The 15,916-nt window shown below is 72.2% G+C and carries 13 protein-coding genes and 1 pseudogene; 11 read left to right on the forward strand and 3 right to left on the reverse strand.

Annotated elements, in window-relative coordinates; genetic code table 11:
* Positions 1-25: 25 nt before the first annotated feature.
* Positions 26-646 carry a GNAT family N-acetyltransferase gene (locus AC5Y4Z_RS17680; protein ID WP_499965763.1) on the reverse strand — a complete coding sequence of 207 codons (621 nt, stop codon included), beginning with the start codon at positions 644-646 and terminating at the stop codon, positions 26-28.
* 333 nt (positions 647-979) lie between these two features.
* Here AC5Y4Z_RS17680 and AC5Y4Z_RS17685 point away from each other — a divergent pair, with 333 nt between their 5' ends.
* From AC5Y4Z_RS17685 to AC5Y4Z_RS17705, 5 genes are all read left to right on the forward strand, one after another.
* On the forward strand, positions 980-1,381 hold the full coding sequence (locus tag AC5Y4Z_RS17685; RefSeq protein WP_499965764.1) for an SCO2097 family morphological protein: 402 nt from the start codon (positions 980-982) through the stop codon (positions 1,379-1,381).
* Between the two features lie 405 nt (positions 1,382-1,786).
* Positions 1,787-2,218 (forward strand): division/cell wall cluster transcriptional repressor MraZ, encoded by a 432-nt coding sequence (gene mraZ, locus AC5Y4Z_RS17690; protein ID WP_499965766.1) that lies wholly within the window; start codon positions 1,787-1,789, stop codon positions 2,216-2,218.
* Complete coding sequence (gene rsmH, locus AC5Y4Z_RS17695) at positions 2,193-3,362, forward strand: 16S rRNA (cytosine(1402)-N(4))-methyltransferase RsmH (protein ID WP_499965767.1); 1,170 nt, start codon at positions 2,193-2,195, stop codon at positions 3,360-3,362. Before mraZ ends, rsmH begins: the two co-directional genes overlap by 26 nt.
* Positions 3,359-4,525, forward strand: a complete 1,167-nt coding sequence (gene ftsL, locus AC5Y4Z_RS17700) for a cell division protein FtsL (RefSeq protein WP_499965769.1) — start codon at positions 3,359-3,361, stop codon at positions 4,523-4,525. The genes rsmH and ftsL overlap by 4 nt, the downstream gene beginning before the upstream one ends.
* Complete coding sequence (locus AC5Y4Z_RS17705) at positions 4,522-6,528, forward strand: peptidoglycan D,D-transpeptidase FtsI family protein (RefSeq protein WP_499965770.1); 2,007 nt, start codon at positions 4,522-4,524, stop codon at positions 6,526-6,528. Before ftsL ends, AC5Y4Z_RS17705 begins: the two co-directional genes overlap by 4 nt.
* 109 nt (positions 6,529-6,637) lie before the next feature.
* Here AC5Y4Z_RS17705 and AC5Y4Z_RS17710 read toward each other — a convergent pair whose 3' ends face one another.
* On the reverse strand, positions 6,638-7,084 hold the full coding sequence (locus AC5Y4Z_RS17710) for a TA system VapC family ribonuclease toxin (protein WP_499965772.1): 447 nt from the start codon (positions 7,082-7,084) through the stop codon (positions 6,638-6,640).
* Complete coding sequence (locus AC5Y4Z_RS17715) at positions 7,068-7,358, reverse strand: antitoxin (protein ID WP_499965773.1); 291 nt, start codon at positions 7,356-7,358, stop codon at positions 7,068-7,070. Before AC5Y4Z_RS17715 ends, AC5Y4Z_RS17710 begins: the two co-directional genes overlap by 17 nt.
* Positions 7,359-7,445: 87 nt before the next feature.
* Between AC5Y4Z_RS17715 and AC5Y4Z_RS17720 the strand changes: the two genes are divergently transcribed.
* The 6 genes and pseudogenes from AC5Y4Z_RS17720 to murG all read left to right on the forward strand — a co-directional run bounded on the left by AC5Y4Z_RS17720 (position 7,446) and on the right by murG (position 15,876).
* On the forward strand, positions 7,446-9,029 hold the full coding sequence (locus tag AC5Y4Z_RS17720) for a UDP-N-acetylmuramoyl-L-alanyl-D-glutamate--2,6-diaminopimelate ligase (RefSeq protein WP_499965774.1): 1,584 nt from the start codon (positions 7,446-7,448) through the stop codon (positions 9,027-9,029).
* Positions 9,026-10,549, forward strand: a complete 1,524-nt coding sequence (locus AC5Y4Z_RS17725) for a UDP-N-acetylmuramoyl-tripeptide--D-alanyl-D-alanine ligase (protein WP_499965775.1) — start codon at positions 9,026-9,028, stop codon at positions 10,547-10,549. The genes AC5Y4Z_RS17720 and AC5Y4Z_RS17725 overlap by 4 nt, the downstream gene beginning before the upstream one ends.
* Positions 10,546-11,625 (forward strand): phospho-N-acetylmuramoyl-pentapeptide-transferase, encoded by a 1,080-nt coding sequence (gene mraY, locus AC5Y4Z_RS17730; protein WP_499965777.1) that lies wholly within the window; start codon positions 10,546-10,548, stop codon positions 11,623-11,625. The genes AC5Y4Z_RS17725 and mraY overlap by 4 nt, the downstream gene beginning before the upstream one ends.
* Position 11,626: 1 nt before the next feature.
* On the forward strand, positions 11,627-13,087 hold the full coding sequence (gene murD / locus AC5Y4Z_RS17735) for a UDP-N-acetylmuramoyl-L-alanine--D-glutamate ligase (protein WP_499965778.1): 1,461 nt from the start codon (positions 11,627-11,629) through the stop codon (positions 13,085-13,087).
* A 65-nt stretch (positions 13,088-13,152) separates the two neighbouring features.
* Positions 13,153-14,683: pseudogene (gene ftsW, locus AC5Y4Z_RS17740) on the forward strand (putative lipid II flippase FtsW); the annotation flags it as partial.
* Positions 14,680-15,876, forward strand: a complete 1,197-nt coding sequence (murG, locus tag AC5Y4Z_RS17745; RefSeq protein WP_499965780.1) for an undecaprenyldiphospho-muramoylpentapeptide beta-N-acetylglucosaminyltransferase — start codon at positions 14,680-14,682, stop codon at positions 15,874-15,876. The pseudogene ftsW and the gene murG, both read left to right, overlap by 4 nt.
* Positions 15,877-15,916 lie beyond the last annotated feature (40 nt).

The following is a 15,916-nucleotide window of genomic DNA, read 5'->3' on the forward strand; positions in this document are numbered from 1 at the left end:
AGATCCGGTGCTACCCCTATAGGGCCTATAGGGGTAGCGCGCGGCCCAGAATCGCGAACGCGCGTGGGTCCCCGGCGAAGTGGTGGCGCCGGATGACGTCGGTGAAGCCCAGCCGCCGGTAGAGCCGCCACGCGCGGTTGGGCTCGCCGTTGGTCTCCGGGGTGGAAAGCAGGACGTTGTCCTCGGCGCGCCCGGCGAGCAGGCGGCGGGTCAACGCCTCGCCCAGACCGCGGCCCTGCGCGCGGGGGTGAATGTGCAGCTCGGTGAGCTCGAAGTAGCTGTCCATCAGCCGCGCGATCTCCTGGGGCGGCAGCCCGCCGCGCTGCAGGCCCAGGACCACCTGCTGCTGCCACCACTGCCCGGGCGCGCCGGGGTAGCCGTAGGCCACGCCGAGCAGCGGCGCGCTGCTCAGTTCCGCGGCCGGCGGCGGTGGGGCGGTCCCGAGGGCCCCGGTCGCTTCGGCTTCCCCCACTTCGACGACGGCCGCGCCCTGCCAGCCGCGTCGCCGGATGTGCTCCAGCCACATGGCGGCGCGCTGATTCTCGGTGCCGCGCGGGTACCGCATCGCTTCGACATACACCCCGAGGGCGTCACCGAGACGGCGCTCCATATCTGCCGGCGGCAAATCGATGAGGAATATCGCCAACTCGCGGTGTCCTCCTCATCCGGTGGCTTTATATCGGTCGGCGCGTGCCGTGCCGCCATTATCCGACGCTTCGCGGCCGGAGCGCCGGGCGGTCGCGGCGGGGCCGCCAGGGGCGGCCGGTGGCGTCGATCAAACGCGTCGTATCGGCAAGCGGGTTGCCGCGCAGCGTCGTTGCGGGCGGTACGCGTGTGGCGACCGGGGGCGGGATACAATCGCTGCCGAACCAGTGGTACGGCGCAGATCGACCTCGTATCATTTGGGTTAGTTGCCTTTACAACGGGCATCCGCGTGCTATCGATAGTTACGTGCCAAACTGTCGGCAAGGAGGGACGAATGCCACTCTCCGATCATGAACAGCGGATGCTCGATCAGATCGAGAGCGCACTCTACGCCGAAGACCCCAAATTCGCGTCGAGCGTCCGTGGCGGAGGGTTCCGCGCGCCTACCGCGCGGCGGCGCCTGCAGGGCGCGGCATTGTTCGTCATCGGCCTCGCGATGCTGGTTTCCGGCGTGGCGTTCCGCGCCACCTGGGTTGGAACCATCCCGATTCTCAGCATTTTCGGCTTCATCGTGATGTTCGGCGGCGTCGTGTATGCGATCACCGGCCCGCGGTTGTCCGGCCGGCCGGACCGTTCCGGTTCCGCGCCCGGATCGGCGCGCCAGCGTCGCAACAAGGGCGGCGGCTCCTTCACCAGTCGCATGGAGGATCGGTTCCGCCGCCGCTTCGACGAGTAGCCGAACGCAAGCCAGAACGGGGTAGCCAGGGCGGCTGCCCCGTTTTTGTCTGCGCGTCATCGTCGCAGGGTTAGGCACGAAGGCGACCCGCGCGCGGCCGTCGAATCCGATCCGACTCCCGATCGTGCCCGAACCGAGTCCCCGGTACCGGTCCCGCCCCACCCGGCCCCACCCGGAGGCCCCACTGCGCCCCACTCGCCCGCTTGACGCCTTTGACGTGCGGCTTTGTCCGGCCGAAGTGCGATGGCGCACCGGCCCCGACGGCCCGCCGACGTCCCGCGTCCCGCGATCGGTGGCGGATAACCCGCAAAACATCGCAACGACACCCCAACAATGGGGCAAAGTGGGGGATCGTGGGGTATGGTGGCTGAAGTGTTTGGGTGACCCATCGCGGGAGGTGAGCCGGTGTTTCTCGGCACCTACACGCCCAAACTCGACGACAAGGGGCGGCTGACGTTGCCCGCCAAGTTCCGCGACACGTTGGCAGGGGGGTTGATGGTCACCAAGAGCCAAGACCACAGCCTGGCCGTCTACCCGCGGACGGAATTCGAGCAGCTGGCGCGGCGGGCGAGCAAGACCTCGCGCAGCAACCCCGAAGCCCGGGCGTTCCTGCGCAACCTGGCCGCCGGCACCGACGAGCAGCATCCCGACGCCCAGGGGCGGATCACGTTGTCGGCCGACCACCGCCGCTACGCGAACCTGTCCAAGGACTGTGTGGTGATCGGCGCGGTCGACTACCTCGAGATCTGGGATGCGCAGGCCTGGCACGACTATCAGCAGTCCCACGAAGAGAACTTCTCCGCGGCCAGCGATGAAGCACTCGGCGACATCATCTGAGGCGCGTGCCCGTGCATCGTGGCCTCTGCCCGAACCGACCCTGGCGTACTTCCCCAACGCCAGGTTCGTACCTTCGGACAGAGACCCGGGTGCAGGGGCCGCCCGCCAGGCCCGGGGAGGCGTTGCGGTGGCTGAGAATTCGAGCGATTTCGGGCACGTGCCCGTCCTGCTGCACCGCTGCGTCGAGCTGCTTTCCCCCGCCCTGACGCGCTCGGACCCAGACGGGTCGGGCGCCGTTCTGGTCGACGCGACGCTGGGCGCCGGCGGTCACGCGGAGCGATTTTTGACCGAGCTGCCCGGGCTGCGGCTGATCGGACTCGACCGCGATCCGGCGGCGCTGGGCATCGCCGGGCAACGGCTGGCCACCTTCGGCGACCGCGTCACCCTGGTGCGCACCCGGTACGACGGGCTCGGTGCCGCCCTGACCGAATCCGGTTACCCCGCAAGCGAATCCGTTGATGCGGTGCTGTTCGACCTCGGCGTCTCCTCGATGCAGCTGGACCGCGCCGAACGGGGCTTCGCCTACGCCCAGGACGCGCCGCTGGACATGCGGATGGACCCGGCGTCGCCGCTGACCGCGGCCGACATCCTCAACACCTACGACCAGGCGGCGCTGGCCGACATCCTGCACCGCTACGGCGAGGAGCGGTTCGCCCGCCGGATCGCCGCGCAGATCGTGCGGCAGCGCGGCCGCACCCCGTTCACCTCGACCGCGCAGTTGGTGGCCCTGCTCTACGAAGCGATTCCGGCGGCCACCCGGCGCACCGGCGGGCACCCGGCCAAGCGCACCTTCCAGGCCCTGCGGGTCGCCGTCAACGACGAACTGGCCTCGCTGCGCGCCGCCCTTCCCGCCGCGCTGGGCGCGCTGGCCGGTGGCGGGCGCATCGCGGTGTTGGCCTACCAGTCGCTGGAAGACCGGATCGTCAAACGCGTGTTCGCCGAGGCGGTGACGTCGCGGACGCCGGTGGACCTGCCGGTCGAGCTTCCCGGCCACGAGCCGCTGTTCCGGTCGCTGACACGCGGCGCCGAACGCGCGGACGCCGCCGAGATCGAACGCAATCCGCGCAGCGCCGCGGTGCGACTACGGGCGCTGCAACGGCTGGAACCCACGGCCAAACCCCAACGGGCGAAAGGCGACGCATGAAGGTAAAGCGCGAGACGCCGAAGCGTCGCGGCGGCGGCGACCGTCGCGACGGGTCGGCCCGCAAGGGCGGGCGCGCCGCGGCCGAACCGCGCCGCACCCGGCCGGGCTCGGCGAACACCCGCGAAAGCCGGGCGCCGCGGTCGGGGCCGCAAACCAGCCCGATCGCCCGGCCCGTCGAGCGGTCGGGGCGGCCCAAGAACACCAGCCAGGCCAAGGCGCGTGCCAAGGCCCGGAAGGCCAAGGCGCCCAAGGCCATCCGGCCCCGGCTGACCGAGCGGCTGGCGATCCGGCTCACCTCGATCGACCTGCGCCCCCGCACACTGGCGCGCAAGGTGCCGTTCGTGGTCCTGGTCATCGGCGCGCTGGGTCTCGGGCTGGGGCTGACGCTGTGGCTGTCCACGGCCTCGGCCGAGCGCTCCTATCAGTTGAGCCACGCCCGCGAGAAGAACCGGATGCTGCTGCAGCAGAAGGAGGCGCTGGAACGCGATGTGCGCCAGGCGGAGTCGGCGCCGGCGCTGGCCGAGGCGGCCCGCAAGCAGGGCATGATCCCGACCAGGGACACCGCGCATCTGGTCCAGGACCCGACCGGCAACTGGGTGGTCGTCGGCAGCCCGAAGCCGGCGGACGGCGTCCCGCCGCCACCGCTGAACACCAAGCTGTCCGACGCGCCTCCACCGCCCCCGCCACCGCCGGCGCTCCCGCCCGAGGTTCCGGTCCGGGTGCAACCGGCGCCGGGCGGCCCGGTGGTGCCGGGCAGGCCGGGACCCGAGGCGCTGCTGCGCGCCCCGGACGGCGCGTCGACCGTGGGCGGCCAGCACCTGCCGGCTCAGCCCGCTGCGCCCGCGGCGCCACTGCCGGGGATGCCCGGCGGGCCGGCCACCGGACAGTTCCACGGGCTGCTTCCGACGCCAGGGCTGCCGGGGCCGGTGGCACCGGCGTCGCCGCCGGGACCCGCCGAAGTCTCGATTCCCCTGGGCGGGTTGCCGATTCCGGCCCCCGTGCCGGCGCCCGCCCCGCTGCCCGCGGAGGTTCCGGTGCCGGTGTCGCCGGGGGCGTCGGTGCCGGCGGCGCCGCATCCGCCCCAGGCCCCGCAGGCCGGGGTCCCGCTCGTCCCCGGGCCGGCGGTGCCGCCCGCCGCTGCGACGCCGGGTGCCCCGAGGTGAGCCGCGGAGACGACAGGCGGACCCGCCGCTCGCAGCCGGCGCGTGGCCCCCGTAAACCGCAGCAGCCCAAGGACCTTCGGCAACCCAAGCGCGCCCGCAAGCCAAAGCAGGCCAAGCAGACCCGCGCGGTCGAACGGCCCGTCGGCGCCGGCCACTCGGCGCGCCAGCGGCGCACCCGCCAGATCCTGGAAACGGGGTCCCGGGGCGCGTCGTTCGTTTTCCGGCACCGGGCCGGCAACGCGGTGATCCTGGTGATGATCCTGGTGGCGGCCGCGCAGCTGTTCGTCCTGCAGGTGACCGACGCCCCCACGCTGCGGGCGCAGGCGGCCGGGCAGCTCAAGGTCACCGACGTCGAAAAGGCGGTGCGCGGCAGCATCGTCGACCGCAACAACGAACAGCTCGCGTTCACCATCGAGTCGCGCGCGCTGACGTTCCAGCCCAAGCGGATTCGCCAGCAACTCGAAGAGGCGAAGAAGAAGAACTCGGCCGCCCCGGATCCGCAGGAGCGGCTGCGGGACATCGCCAAGGAGGTCTCGGCGCGGCTGAACAACAAGCCGGACTTCGAGACGGTGCTGAAGAAGCTGCGCAGCAACGACAACTTCGTCTACCTGGCGCGCGCCGTCGACCCCGCCGTCGCCAGCGCGATCTCCGACAAGTTCCCCGAAGTGGGTTCCGAACGGCAGGACCTGCGCCAGTACCCGGGCGGGTCGCTGGCGGCCAACATCGTCGGGGGCATCGACTGGGACGGGCACGGGCTGCTGGGGCTGGAGGACTCCCTGGACTCCGCGCTGTCGGGAACCGACGGCTCGGTCACCTATGACCGCGGCTCCGACGGCGTCGTCATCCCCGGCAGCTACCGCAACCGGCACCGGGCGGTCAACGGCTCCACCGTGCAGTTGACCATCGACGACGACATCCAGTTCTACGTGCAGCAGCAGGTCCAGCAGGCCAAGAATCTGTCTGGGGCGCACAACGTTTCGGCCGTGGTGCTGGACTCCAAGACCGGCGAGGTGCTGGCGATGGCCAACGACAACACGTTTGACCCGTCGCAGGACATCGGGCGCCAGGGCGACCGGCAGCTGGGCAACCTGGCGGTGTCCTCGCCGTTCGAGCCGGGGTCGGTGAACAAGGTGATCACCGCGTCCTCGGTGATCGAGTACGGGCTGTCCAATCCCGACGAGGTGCTGCAGGTCCCGGGCTCGATCCAGATGGGTGGCGTCAGCGTGCACGACGCCTGGGAGCACGGCGTGATGCCCTACACCACCACCGGTGTCTTCGGGAAGTCGTCGAACGTCGGCACTTTGATGCTGGCGCAGCGCGTCGGCCCGGAACGCTTCTACGACATGGTGCGCAAGTTCGGGCTCGGTCAGCGCACCAACGTCGGGCTACCGGGGGAGAGCGCGGGGCTGGTGCCGCCGATCGACCAGTGGTCGGGCAGCACGTTTTCCAACCTGCCTATCGGCCAAGGCCTTTCGATGACCCTGCTGCAGATGACCGACATGTACCAGACGATCGCCAACGACGGGCTGCGGATACCGCCCCGGATCATCAAGGCCACCATCGCTCCCGACGGCACCCGCACCGAGGAGCCGCGCCCGGAAGGCATCCGGGTGGTGTCGCCGCAGACCGCGCAGACCGTGCGGGGCATGTTGCGCGCCGTCGTGCAGCGCGACCCGATGGGCTACCAGCAGGGCACCGGGCCGGCGGCCGCGGTGGCCGGCTACCAGATCGCCGGCAAGACGGGCACCGCCCAGCAGATCAACCCCGGATGCGGGTGCTACTTCGACGACGTCTACTGGATCACCTTCGCCGGCATGGCCACCGTCGACAACCCGCGCTACGTCATCGGCATCATGATGGACAACCCGCACCAGAATGCCGACGGCACGCCCGGGCACTCCGCGGCCCCGCTGTTCCACAACATCGCCGGCTGGCTGATGCAGCGCGAGAACGTGCCGCTGTCACCGGATCCCGGGCCGCCGCTGACCCTGCAGGCCACCTAGGCCGACGCCGTCAGCCGGGGCACCTGCGCGCCGAGCGTGAAACTGTTGCGACTTTCGGCGCGATTTTTCGCAATGGCTGCACATTCGGCGTACGGCCCGAGGCCGCTATTCATGGATGGGTGAGCAGCCGGAGATCGACACCGCGGTACTGCCGAAAATCCGCGTCCGTGGTCACCAACGCGAATCCGGCCGTGAACGCGAACGCCGCCAGATAAGCATCCATCCAGACCTTGGGCGACGGCGACCGGCGAATGGCAAACGATTTCCATTGGGCCTCAAGGCCAATGGGTTCCCGATCGGCCATCGCGATGCGATCGTCGGCGAGCAAGGCGTCATACAGGGACCACGCTTCGGCATTGCTCAACGCGTCGTTGCCATACGCGCCGAGGACCGCCGGGGTGGTCATCAGCCGGAGAAATGACTGCTGCGTGGCGCGGCAGAGGTGGACGGCCTCCGGTTCAACGATCGTGTCCAACCAAGCACGCGCGACTTGGTGGTGTACGTGTTTCGAAAGCGTCAGCGCCAGCCAGACGTTGGTGTCACAGAGCAGCGGCATCGTCGTGCCCGGATGTCCAGGCCGCCTCTTGGCCCAGCAGGGTGGCGGCGACACGGTCCGGCGTCATCTCACGATCGGGGTGGGCCGGGTGTGCGCACCGCACCAGCGGGAGCTCGACCCGCCGGGTGGCCGAGACCATCGGCGCGCTGCCCGCTTGGGACAGGCCGCTCCTCAGCAGTTCGGCCACGACGTCCTTGATCTTGCGATCCTGTTGCGCCGCGCGGACCTTGATGGCGCGCATCAGTTCGTCGGGCAGGTCCAGCGTGGTTTTCATTGTCCCCAGATTACCAGCTTACTGGTTATATGGCTGGGAGTAGGTGCGCGCGGGTCGATCGCCGAGTCGCCGCTTCTCGGTAGGGTCATGGCCGATCATGGGGGACGGAGGTGCGAGGTGTCGGTGACGGCTGTGCTGCGACCGAGGGTCGCCTCGGGCGCGCGGTTGCCGGCGCTGGCGGCCCAGATCGGCGCGGTGATGGCCGACGGCGTCACTGTTCCCGACGTGCCCGTCACCGGCGTGACGCTGCGCGCCCAGGACGTCCGGCCCGGCGACCTGTTCGCCGCGTTGCCCGGCTCGACCACGCACGGCGCCCGGTATGCCGGCGACGCGATCGCCCGCGGCGCCGTCGCGGTGCTCACCGACGCCGCCGGGGTCACCGAGATGGTTGCCCGGCCCGTCCCAAACGCCCAAGTGCCCACCCTCGTGCATCCGGCGCCGCGCTCGGTGCTCGGCGGCCTGGCCGCCACGGTCTACGGAAACCCGTCCGAGAGGGTCGCGGTCATCGGGATCACCGGAACCTCGGGCAAGACCACCACCACGTACCTGGTCGAGTCCGGCCTGCGCGCCGGCGGGCGCACGGCCGGGCTCATCGGCACCATCGGCATCCGCATCGACGGCGCCGACATCCCCAGCGCCCTGACCACGCCCGAGGCCCCCGCGCTGCAGGCGATGCTCGCGGCGATGGCCGAACGCGGCGTGGACACCGTGGTGATGGAGGCCTCCAGCCACGCGCTGACACTGGGCCGCGTCGACGGCACCGGATTCGCGGTGGGTGCCTTCACCAACCTGTCCCGCGACCACCTCGACTTCCACCCCACGATGGCCGACTACTTCGAGGCCAAGGCGGTGCTGTTCGACCCCGGGTCGCCGCTGCGCGCGCGCACCGCGATCGTGTGCATCGACGACGACGCGGGACGCGCGATGGCCGCCCGCGCCGGTGACGCGATCACCGTCAGCGCCACCGGGCGGCCGGCGCACTGGAGCGCCACCGAGGTGACGCCGCTGGGCGCCGGCAGCGAGTTCACCGCCGTCGACCCCGCCGGCGTGCACCACCGGGTCGGCATCCGGCTGCCGGGCCACTATAACGTCGCCAATTCCCTTGTCGCGCTTGCGATTCTGGACGCCGTGGGGGTCTCGCCGGAGCAGGCGGCCCCCGGCCTACTGCACACGCGGGTGCCGGGCCGGCTGGAAGAAATCGACCGCGGCCAGGATTTCCTGGCGCTGGTCGACTACGCCCACAAGCCGGGCGCGCTGCGCGCGGTGCTGACCGCCCTGGCCCCGCCGCAGGGGCGGGTGGCGGTGGTCTTCGGCGCCGGCGGCGAACGCGACCCGGGCAAGCGGGCGCCGATGGGCGAGATCGCCGCGGAGCTGGCCGACTTGGTCGTCGTCACCGACGACAACCCGCGCGGTGAGGACCCCGCGGCCATCCGCCGCGAGATCCTGGCCGGCGCCACCGGTGCCGGCAGGGCCCGGCTCGGGGAGATCGTCGAGATCGCCGACCGCCGCGCCGCGATCGAACACGCGGTGGCCTGGGCCGGACCCGGCGACGTCGTCCTGGTCGCCGGCAAGGGCCACGAGACCGGCCAGCGCACCGGCGCCGAGGTCCGCCCGTTCGACGACCGGGTGGAGCTGGCCCGCGCGCTCGAGGCCCGCGGGAACCCCCGGTGATCGACCTGACCATCGCCCAGATCGCCGAAATCGTCGGCGGCACACTGGCCGACATCTCACCGCAGGCCGCGGCGGAACTTCGCGTCACCGGCTCCGTCGAGTTCGACTCACGCGCCGTCGGGCCCGGTGGGCTGTTCCTCGCGCTGCCGGGGGCGCGCTCCGACGGCCATGACCACGCGGCCTCGGCTGTGGACGCCGGCGCGGTCGCCGTGCTGGCGGCCCGCCCGGTCGGGGTGCCGGCCATCGTCGTCGAGCCCCGCGCGGCGAGAGCCGGGGGCGGGCTGGCCGAGGTGCTCGAACACGACGCCGACGGCTCCGGTGCCGCCGTGCTGGCCGCGCTGGCCAGGCTGGCCAGCGCGGTGGCCGCCGAGCTGCTGGCGGGCGGGCTGACGATCGTCGGGATCACCGGCTCGTCGGGCAAGACCTCCACCAAGGACCTCGTGGCCGCCGTGCTGCAACCCCTGGGCGAGGTGGTGGCCCCGCCCGGGTCGTTCAACAACGAGCTGGGCCACCCCTGGACGGTGCTGCAGGCGATGCCGAGCACCGACTACCTCGTCCTGGAGATGTCGGCGCGCCATCCCGGCAACATCGCCGCGCTGGCCGAGATCGCCCCACCCTCGATCGGGGTGGTCCTCAACGTCGGCACCGCCCACCTGGGCGAGTTCGGCTCCCGGGACGCCATCGCCCGCACCAAAGCCGAACTGCCCCAAGCGGTTCCGTCGTCCGGCGTGGTCATCCTCAACGCCGACGATCCGGCGGTGGCGGCGATGGCCGGCGTCACCGCGGCCCGGGTGGTCCGGGTCAGCCGCGCGGCCCGCACCGATTCCGGGCCCAGCGACGTGTGGGCCGAGGGAGTGTCGCTGGACGAATTCGCCAGGCCGCGCTTTACCCTGCACGCGATGGACAGCGCGACGGAAGTGCGGCTCGGCGTGTTCGGCGACCACCAGGTCGGCAACGCGCTGTGCGCCGCCGCGGTCGCGCTGCAGTGCGGCGCCTCGACCGAACAGGTGGCCGCCGCGCTGGCCGCGGCGGGCCCGGTGTCGCGGCACCGCATGCAGGTGACCACCCGCGCCGACGGGGTCACGGTGATCGACGACGCCTACAACGCCAATCCCGACTCGATGCGGGCCGGGCTGCAGGCACTGGCCTGGATTGCGCACGGCGGCGGGGCCGAAACCGCCGAAAAGCGCAGAAGCTGGGCGGTGTTGGGCGAGATGGCCGAGCTCGGTGACGATGCGATTGCCGAGCATGACCGCATCGGCCGGCTCGCGGTGCGCTTAGATGTGTCTCGACTCGTTGTCGTCGGAAGCGGGAGGTCGATGAGCGCCATGCATCACGGGGCCGTGATGGAGGGCTCGTGGGGCGCGGAAGCCGTCAGCGTGCCCGACGGCGACGCCGCCCTGGCCCTGCTGCGCTCGGAGCTGCGGCCCGGCGACGTGGTCCTGGTCAAGGCCTCCAACGCCGCCGGGCTCGGGGCGCTCGCCGAAGCGCTGGCCACAGAAGCCGGGGCGCGCCCGTGAGGCAGATCCTCATCGCGGTCGCCATCGCGCTGACCGTGTCGATTCTGCTGACCCCGGCGCTGATCCGGCTGTTCACCCGCCAGGGGTTCGGCCACCACATCCGCGAGGACGGCCCGCCGACCCACCACGCCAAGCGCGGCACCCCGTCGATGGGCGGCGTGGCGATCCTGGCCGGCATCTGGGCGGGCTATCTGGGCACGCACCTGGCGGGGCTGGCCTTCGACGGCGAGGGCATCTCCGCCTCGGGCCTGCTGGTGCTGGGGCTGGCCACGGTGCTGGGCTGCGTCGGCTTCGTCGACGACCTGATCAAGATCCGCCGGTCGCGCAACCTCGGGCTGAACAAGACCGCAAAGACGGTCGGCCAGCTCATCGCCGCGGTGCTGTTCGGCGTGCTGGTCCTGGGCTTCCGCAACGCCAACGGCCTGACCCCGGCCAGCGCGAACCTGTCCTACGTGCGCGAAATCGCCACCGTCACACTGGCTCCCGGGCTGTTCGTGCTGTTCTGCGTCGTCATCGTCAGCGCCTGGTCCAACGCGGTCAACTTCACCGACGGCCTGGACGGGCTGGCCGCCGGGTGCATGGCGATGGTCACCGCCGCGTACGTGCTGATCACCTTCTGGCAGTACCGCAACGCCTGCGTCACCGCGCCCGGGCTGGGCTGCTACAACGTGCGCGACCCACTGGACCTGGCGCTCATCGCGGCCGCCACCGCCGGCGCCTGCATCGGCTTTTTGTGGTGGAACGCCGCGCCGGCCAAGATCTTCATGGGCGACACCGGCTCGCTCGCGCTGGGCGGCATCATCGCCGGCCTGTCGGTCACCAGCCGCACCGAGATCCTCGCCGTCGTGCTGGGCGCGCTGTTCGTCGCCGAGGTCAGCTCCGTGGTGGCGCAGATCCTCGCGTTCCGCACCACCGGGCGCCGGGTGTTCCGGATGGCGCCGTTCCACCACCACTTCGAATTGGGCGGCTGGGCCGAGACGACGGTGATCATTCGCTTCTGGCTGCTCACCGCTATCACCTGCGGTTTGGGCGTCGCCCTGTTCTACGGTGAGTGGCTGGCCACGATCGGTGCCTGACGTGCTCGACCCCCTCGTCGCCGGCGCGCCGGTGCTGGTGGCCGGCGGCCGGGTCACGGGCCGGGCGGTGGCTGCCGCGCTGACGCGCTTCGGCGCGGCGCCGACGGTGTGCGACGACGACCCCGACATGCTGCGTCCCTACGCCGAGCGCGGGATCGCGACGGTGGACCCCGCCGGCGCGATCGAGCGCATCGCCGACTATGCGCTGGTGGTCACCAGCCCCGGCTTCTCGCCCGACACGCCGCTGCTGGTCGCCGCGGTGGGGGCGGGCGTGCCCATCTGGGGCGACGTGGAATTGGCCTGGCGGCTCGACGCCGCGGGCCACTACGGCCCGCCGCGCCGCTGGCTGGCCGTCACCGGGACCAACGGCAAGACCACGACGACCTCGATGCTGCACGCGATGCTGACCGCCGCGGGACGCGACGCCGTGCTGTGCGGCAACATCGGCAGCCCCGTGCTCGACGTGCTGGACGGGCCGGCCGAGCTGCTGGCCGTCGAGCTGTCCAGCTTCCAGCTGCACTGGGCGCCGTCGCTGCGGCCCGAGGCCGGCGTCGTCCTCAACATCGCCGAGGACCACCTGGACTGGCACGTCACGATGGCCGCCTACGCCGCGGCCAAGGCCCGGGTGCTGGACGGGCGGGTGGCCGTGGCCGGGCTCGACGACGCCCGGGCCGCCGCGCTGCTGGACACCGCGGCCGCGCCGGTGAAGGCCGGCTTCCGGCTCGGCGAGCCGTCGCGCGGCGAGCTCGGCGTGCGCGGCGGCCAGCTCGTCGACCGCGCGTTCGCCGAGGACCTGGCCCTGCTGCCGGCCGACACGATCCCGGTGCCCGGCCCCGTCGGCGTGCTCGACGCCCTGGCCGCGGCGGCGCTGGCCCGCGCCGTCGGGGTGCCCCCCGAGGCCATCAGAGCGGCCATCGCGTCGTTTCGGGTGGGCCGGCACCGCGCCGAGGTCGTGGCCCGACCGGAAGAAGCCGACGGGATCACCTACGTCGACGACTCCAAGGCCACCAACGCGCACGCCGCCGAGGCGTCGGTGCTGGCCTACCCGCGCGTGGTGTGGATCGCCGGCGGTCTGCTCAAGGGCGCGTCCGTCGACGCCGAGGTCGCCAGGATCGCGTCGCACCTGGTCGGGGCGGTGCTCATCGGCCGAGATCGCGCGGAGGTTGCCGAGGCGTTATCGCGACACGCGCCGGATGTCCCCGTCGTCCAGGTTGTGACAGGCGAGGATGCTGATATGCATGCGACTGCTGTGGTTTCTGGTACTGATGTGACAGAAGTGAGATCTGGAGGCGGGGACCTCGGCGCTCGCGTCATGACCGCGGCCGTGGCCGCCGCCCGCGACCTCGCCAAGGCGGGGGACACGGTGCTGCTGGCGCCGGCCGGCGCGTCATTCGACCAGTTCGCGGGGTATGCCGCCCGCGGCGACGCCTTCGCGGCCGCCGTCCGCGCGGCGATCCGGTAGGTGGGCGTGGGTATCGGGCTCAGCCGGCTCCGCGGCAGGGGCAAGGGCGAGGCGGCGACGTCGGACGACTCGAGCGCCGAGGCGCCGACGGACGCGATCCAGACCCCCGAGGCGCCGGCGGCCGTGAAGGCCAGGTTCCTGGGGCTGCCCGCCGGCCTGCGCGGGCGGTTCGGCGCCTGGCTGGGCCGGCCGATGACGTCGTTTCACCTGATCATCGCGGTCGCCGGGTTGCTGACGACGCTCGGTCTGATCATGGTGCTGTCCGCCTCGGGCGTGCGCTCCTACGGCGCCGACGGCTCGGCGTGGGTGATCTTCGGCAAGCAGGTCCTGTGGACGGTCATCGGGCTCGTCGGGGCCTACCTGGCGATGCGCGTGTCGGTGGGGTTCATCCGGCGCGTCGCGTTCACCGGCTACCTCGTCACGATCATCCTGCTGGTGCTCGTGCTCGTTCCCGGGATCGGCAACCTGGCCAACGGCTCGCGCAAGTGGTTCGTGATCGCCGGCTTCTCGATGCAGCCCTCCGAGCTGGCGAAGATCGCGTTCGCCATCTGGGGCGCGCACCTGCTGGCGGCGCGGCGCCTGGAGCGGGCCTCGCTGCGCGAGATGCTGATCCCGCTGGTCCCGGCCGCGGTCATCGCGCTGGCGCTGATCGTGGCCCAGCCCGACCTCGGTCAGACGGTGTCGCTGGGCATCATCCTGCTGGCCCTGCTGTGGTACGCCGGGCTGCCGCTGCGCGTGTTCGTCACGTCGCTGATGGCCGTTTTCGTCGCGGGCGCGATCCTGGCGATGTCGGCCGGTTACCGGTCCGAGCGGGTGCGGTCCTGGATGAACCCCGAGACCGACCCGCAGGACACCGGCTACCAGGCCCGCCAGGCCAAGTTCGCGCTGGCTCACGGCGGCATCTTCGGTGACGGCCTGGGCCAGGGCGTCGCCAAGTGGAATTACCTGCCCAACGCCCACAACGACTTCATCTTCGCGATCATCGGCGAGGAGCTGGGCTTCATAGGGGCGTTCGGGCTGCTGGCCCTGTTCGGGCTGTTCGCCTACACCGGGATGCGCATCGCCCGCCGCTCGGCCGACCCGTTCCTGCGATTGCTGACCGCCACCACGACGATGTGGATCCTTGGCCAGGCGTTCATCAACATCGGCTACGTGATCGGGGTGCTGCCGGTCACCGGCATCCAGCTGCCGCTCATATCGGCCGGCGGAACATCCACGGCCGCAACGCTTTTCATGATCGGCATGATGGCCAACGCGGCCCGTCACGAGCCTGAGGCGGTGGCGGCGCTGCGCGCCGGGCGCGACGACAAGATGAACCGGCTGCTGCGGCTGCCCCGGCCGCGGCCGTATGCGCCCAGCCGTCTCGAGTCGTTCCGCGACCGCAAGCGGGTGGACCCGGCCCGCAAGGCTCCCAAGCCGGCGGCCCGCAAGGCCCCCAAGCAGGCTGGGCGCAAAGCCGACGCCCCGCCGCGGCCGGCGGCCGGCCGAAAGGCCGCCCGGTCTGGGGGCAACCCCCGGGTGCGGGGAGGGCATCATGGATCTGGCCAGCGCCCGGCACGGCGGGCTCGCGCATTGGAAGGTCAGCGTTACGGGTGAACGACACGATCAGACAGCCGGCCGGCGGGCTGGGGGCTAGCCCCTCGCCCGCCGGTGCCGCATCGTCGGCCGATGCGGGCCCGTCGGTGGTGCTCGCAGGCGGCGGCACGGCCGGCCACGTGGAGCCCGCCATGGCCGTCGCCGACGCGCTGTCCGCGCTGGATCCGAGCGTCCGCATCACAGCGCTGGGCACCGCGCGGGGGCTCGAGACCAGGCTGGTGCCCGAGCGCGGCTATCGCCTCGAGCTGATCACGCCGGTGCCGCTGCCGCGCAAACCCAGCGGTGACCTGGCCCGGCTGCCGCCGCGGGTGTGGCGGGCCGTCCGGGAGACCCGCGCCGTGCTCGACGCCGTCGACGCCGACGTGGTGATCGGTTTCGGAGGGTACGTCGCGGTGCCGGCCTACCTCGCCGCCCGCGGCCTGCGCAGGCGGCGCCGCGTGCCGGTGGTGATCCACGAGGCCAACGCCCGCGCCGGGCTGGCCAACCGCGTCGGCGCGCGCACCGCGGACCGGGTGCTCTCGGCGGTCGCCGACTGCGGGCTGCCGCGCGCCGAGGTGGTCGGGGTGCCGGTCCGGGAGGCCATCACCGCACTCGACCGCGCGGCGCTGCGCGCCGAGGCGCGCCGGCACTTCGGGTTCGCCGACGACGCCCGGGTGCTGCTGGTCTTCGGCGGCTCGCAGGGCGCGGTCTCGCTGAACCGGGCCGTCTCCGGGGCGGCGGCCGGCCTGGCCGCCGCGGGGGTGGCCGTGCTGCACGCGCACGGACCCAAGAACACCCTCGAGCTGCGCGAGCCCGCGCCGGGCGACCCGCCGTACGTGGCGGTGCCCTACCTCGACCGGATGGACCTGGCCTACGCCGCGGCCGACCTGGCGATCTGCCGGTCCGGGGCGATGACGGTCGCCGAGGTCTCGGCGGTCGGCCTGCCGGCCATCTACGTGCCGCTGCCGATCGGCAACGGCGAGCAGCGGCTCAACGCGCTGCCGGTGGTCGACGCCGGCGGCGGCATGGTCGTCGCCGACGCCGCCCTGACGCCGGACCTGGTCGCCCGCGAGGTGTCCGGCCTGCTCACCGACCCGCCGCGGTTGGCGGCGATGACGGCCGCCGCCGCGCGGGTGGGTCACCCCGACGCCGCGCGCCAGGTGGCCCAGGCGGCGCTGGACATCGCCCGTCAAGCGGCCAGGGGGACCCAGTGAACTCCGCGCACGCCGAGCAGCTGCCCCCCGAGTTGCGAAG

Source organism: Mycobacterium sp. NGS63 (assembly GCF_059812295.1).

Coding starts and splice junctions, on each gene's coding strand:
- AC5Y4Z_RS17685 (WP_499965764.1), top strand. CDS start 980: ATGCCACTCTCCGATCATGAACAGCGGATGCTCGATCAGATCGAGAGC.
- rsmH (WP_499965767.1), top strand. CDS start 2,193: ATGAAGCACTCGGCGACATCATCTGAGGCGCGTGCCCGTGCATCGTGG.
- ftsL (WP_499965769.1), top strand. CDS start 3,359: ATGAAGGTAAAGCGCGAGACGCCGAAGCGTCGCGGCGGCGGCGACCGT.
- AC5Y4Z_RS17710 (WP_499965772.1), bottom strand. CDS start 7,084: ATGCCGCTGCTCTGTGACACCAACGTCTGGCTGGCGCTGACGCTTTCG.
- AC5Y4Z_RS17715 (WP_499965773.1), bottom strand. CDS start 7,358: ATGAAAACCACGCTGGACCTGCCCGACGAACTGATGCGCGCCATCAAG.
- AC5Y4Z_RS17720 (WP_499965774.1), top strand. CDS start 7,446: ATGGCCGATCATGGGGGACGGAGGTGCGAGGTGTCGGTGACGGCTGTG.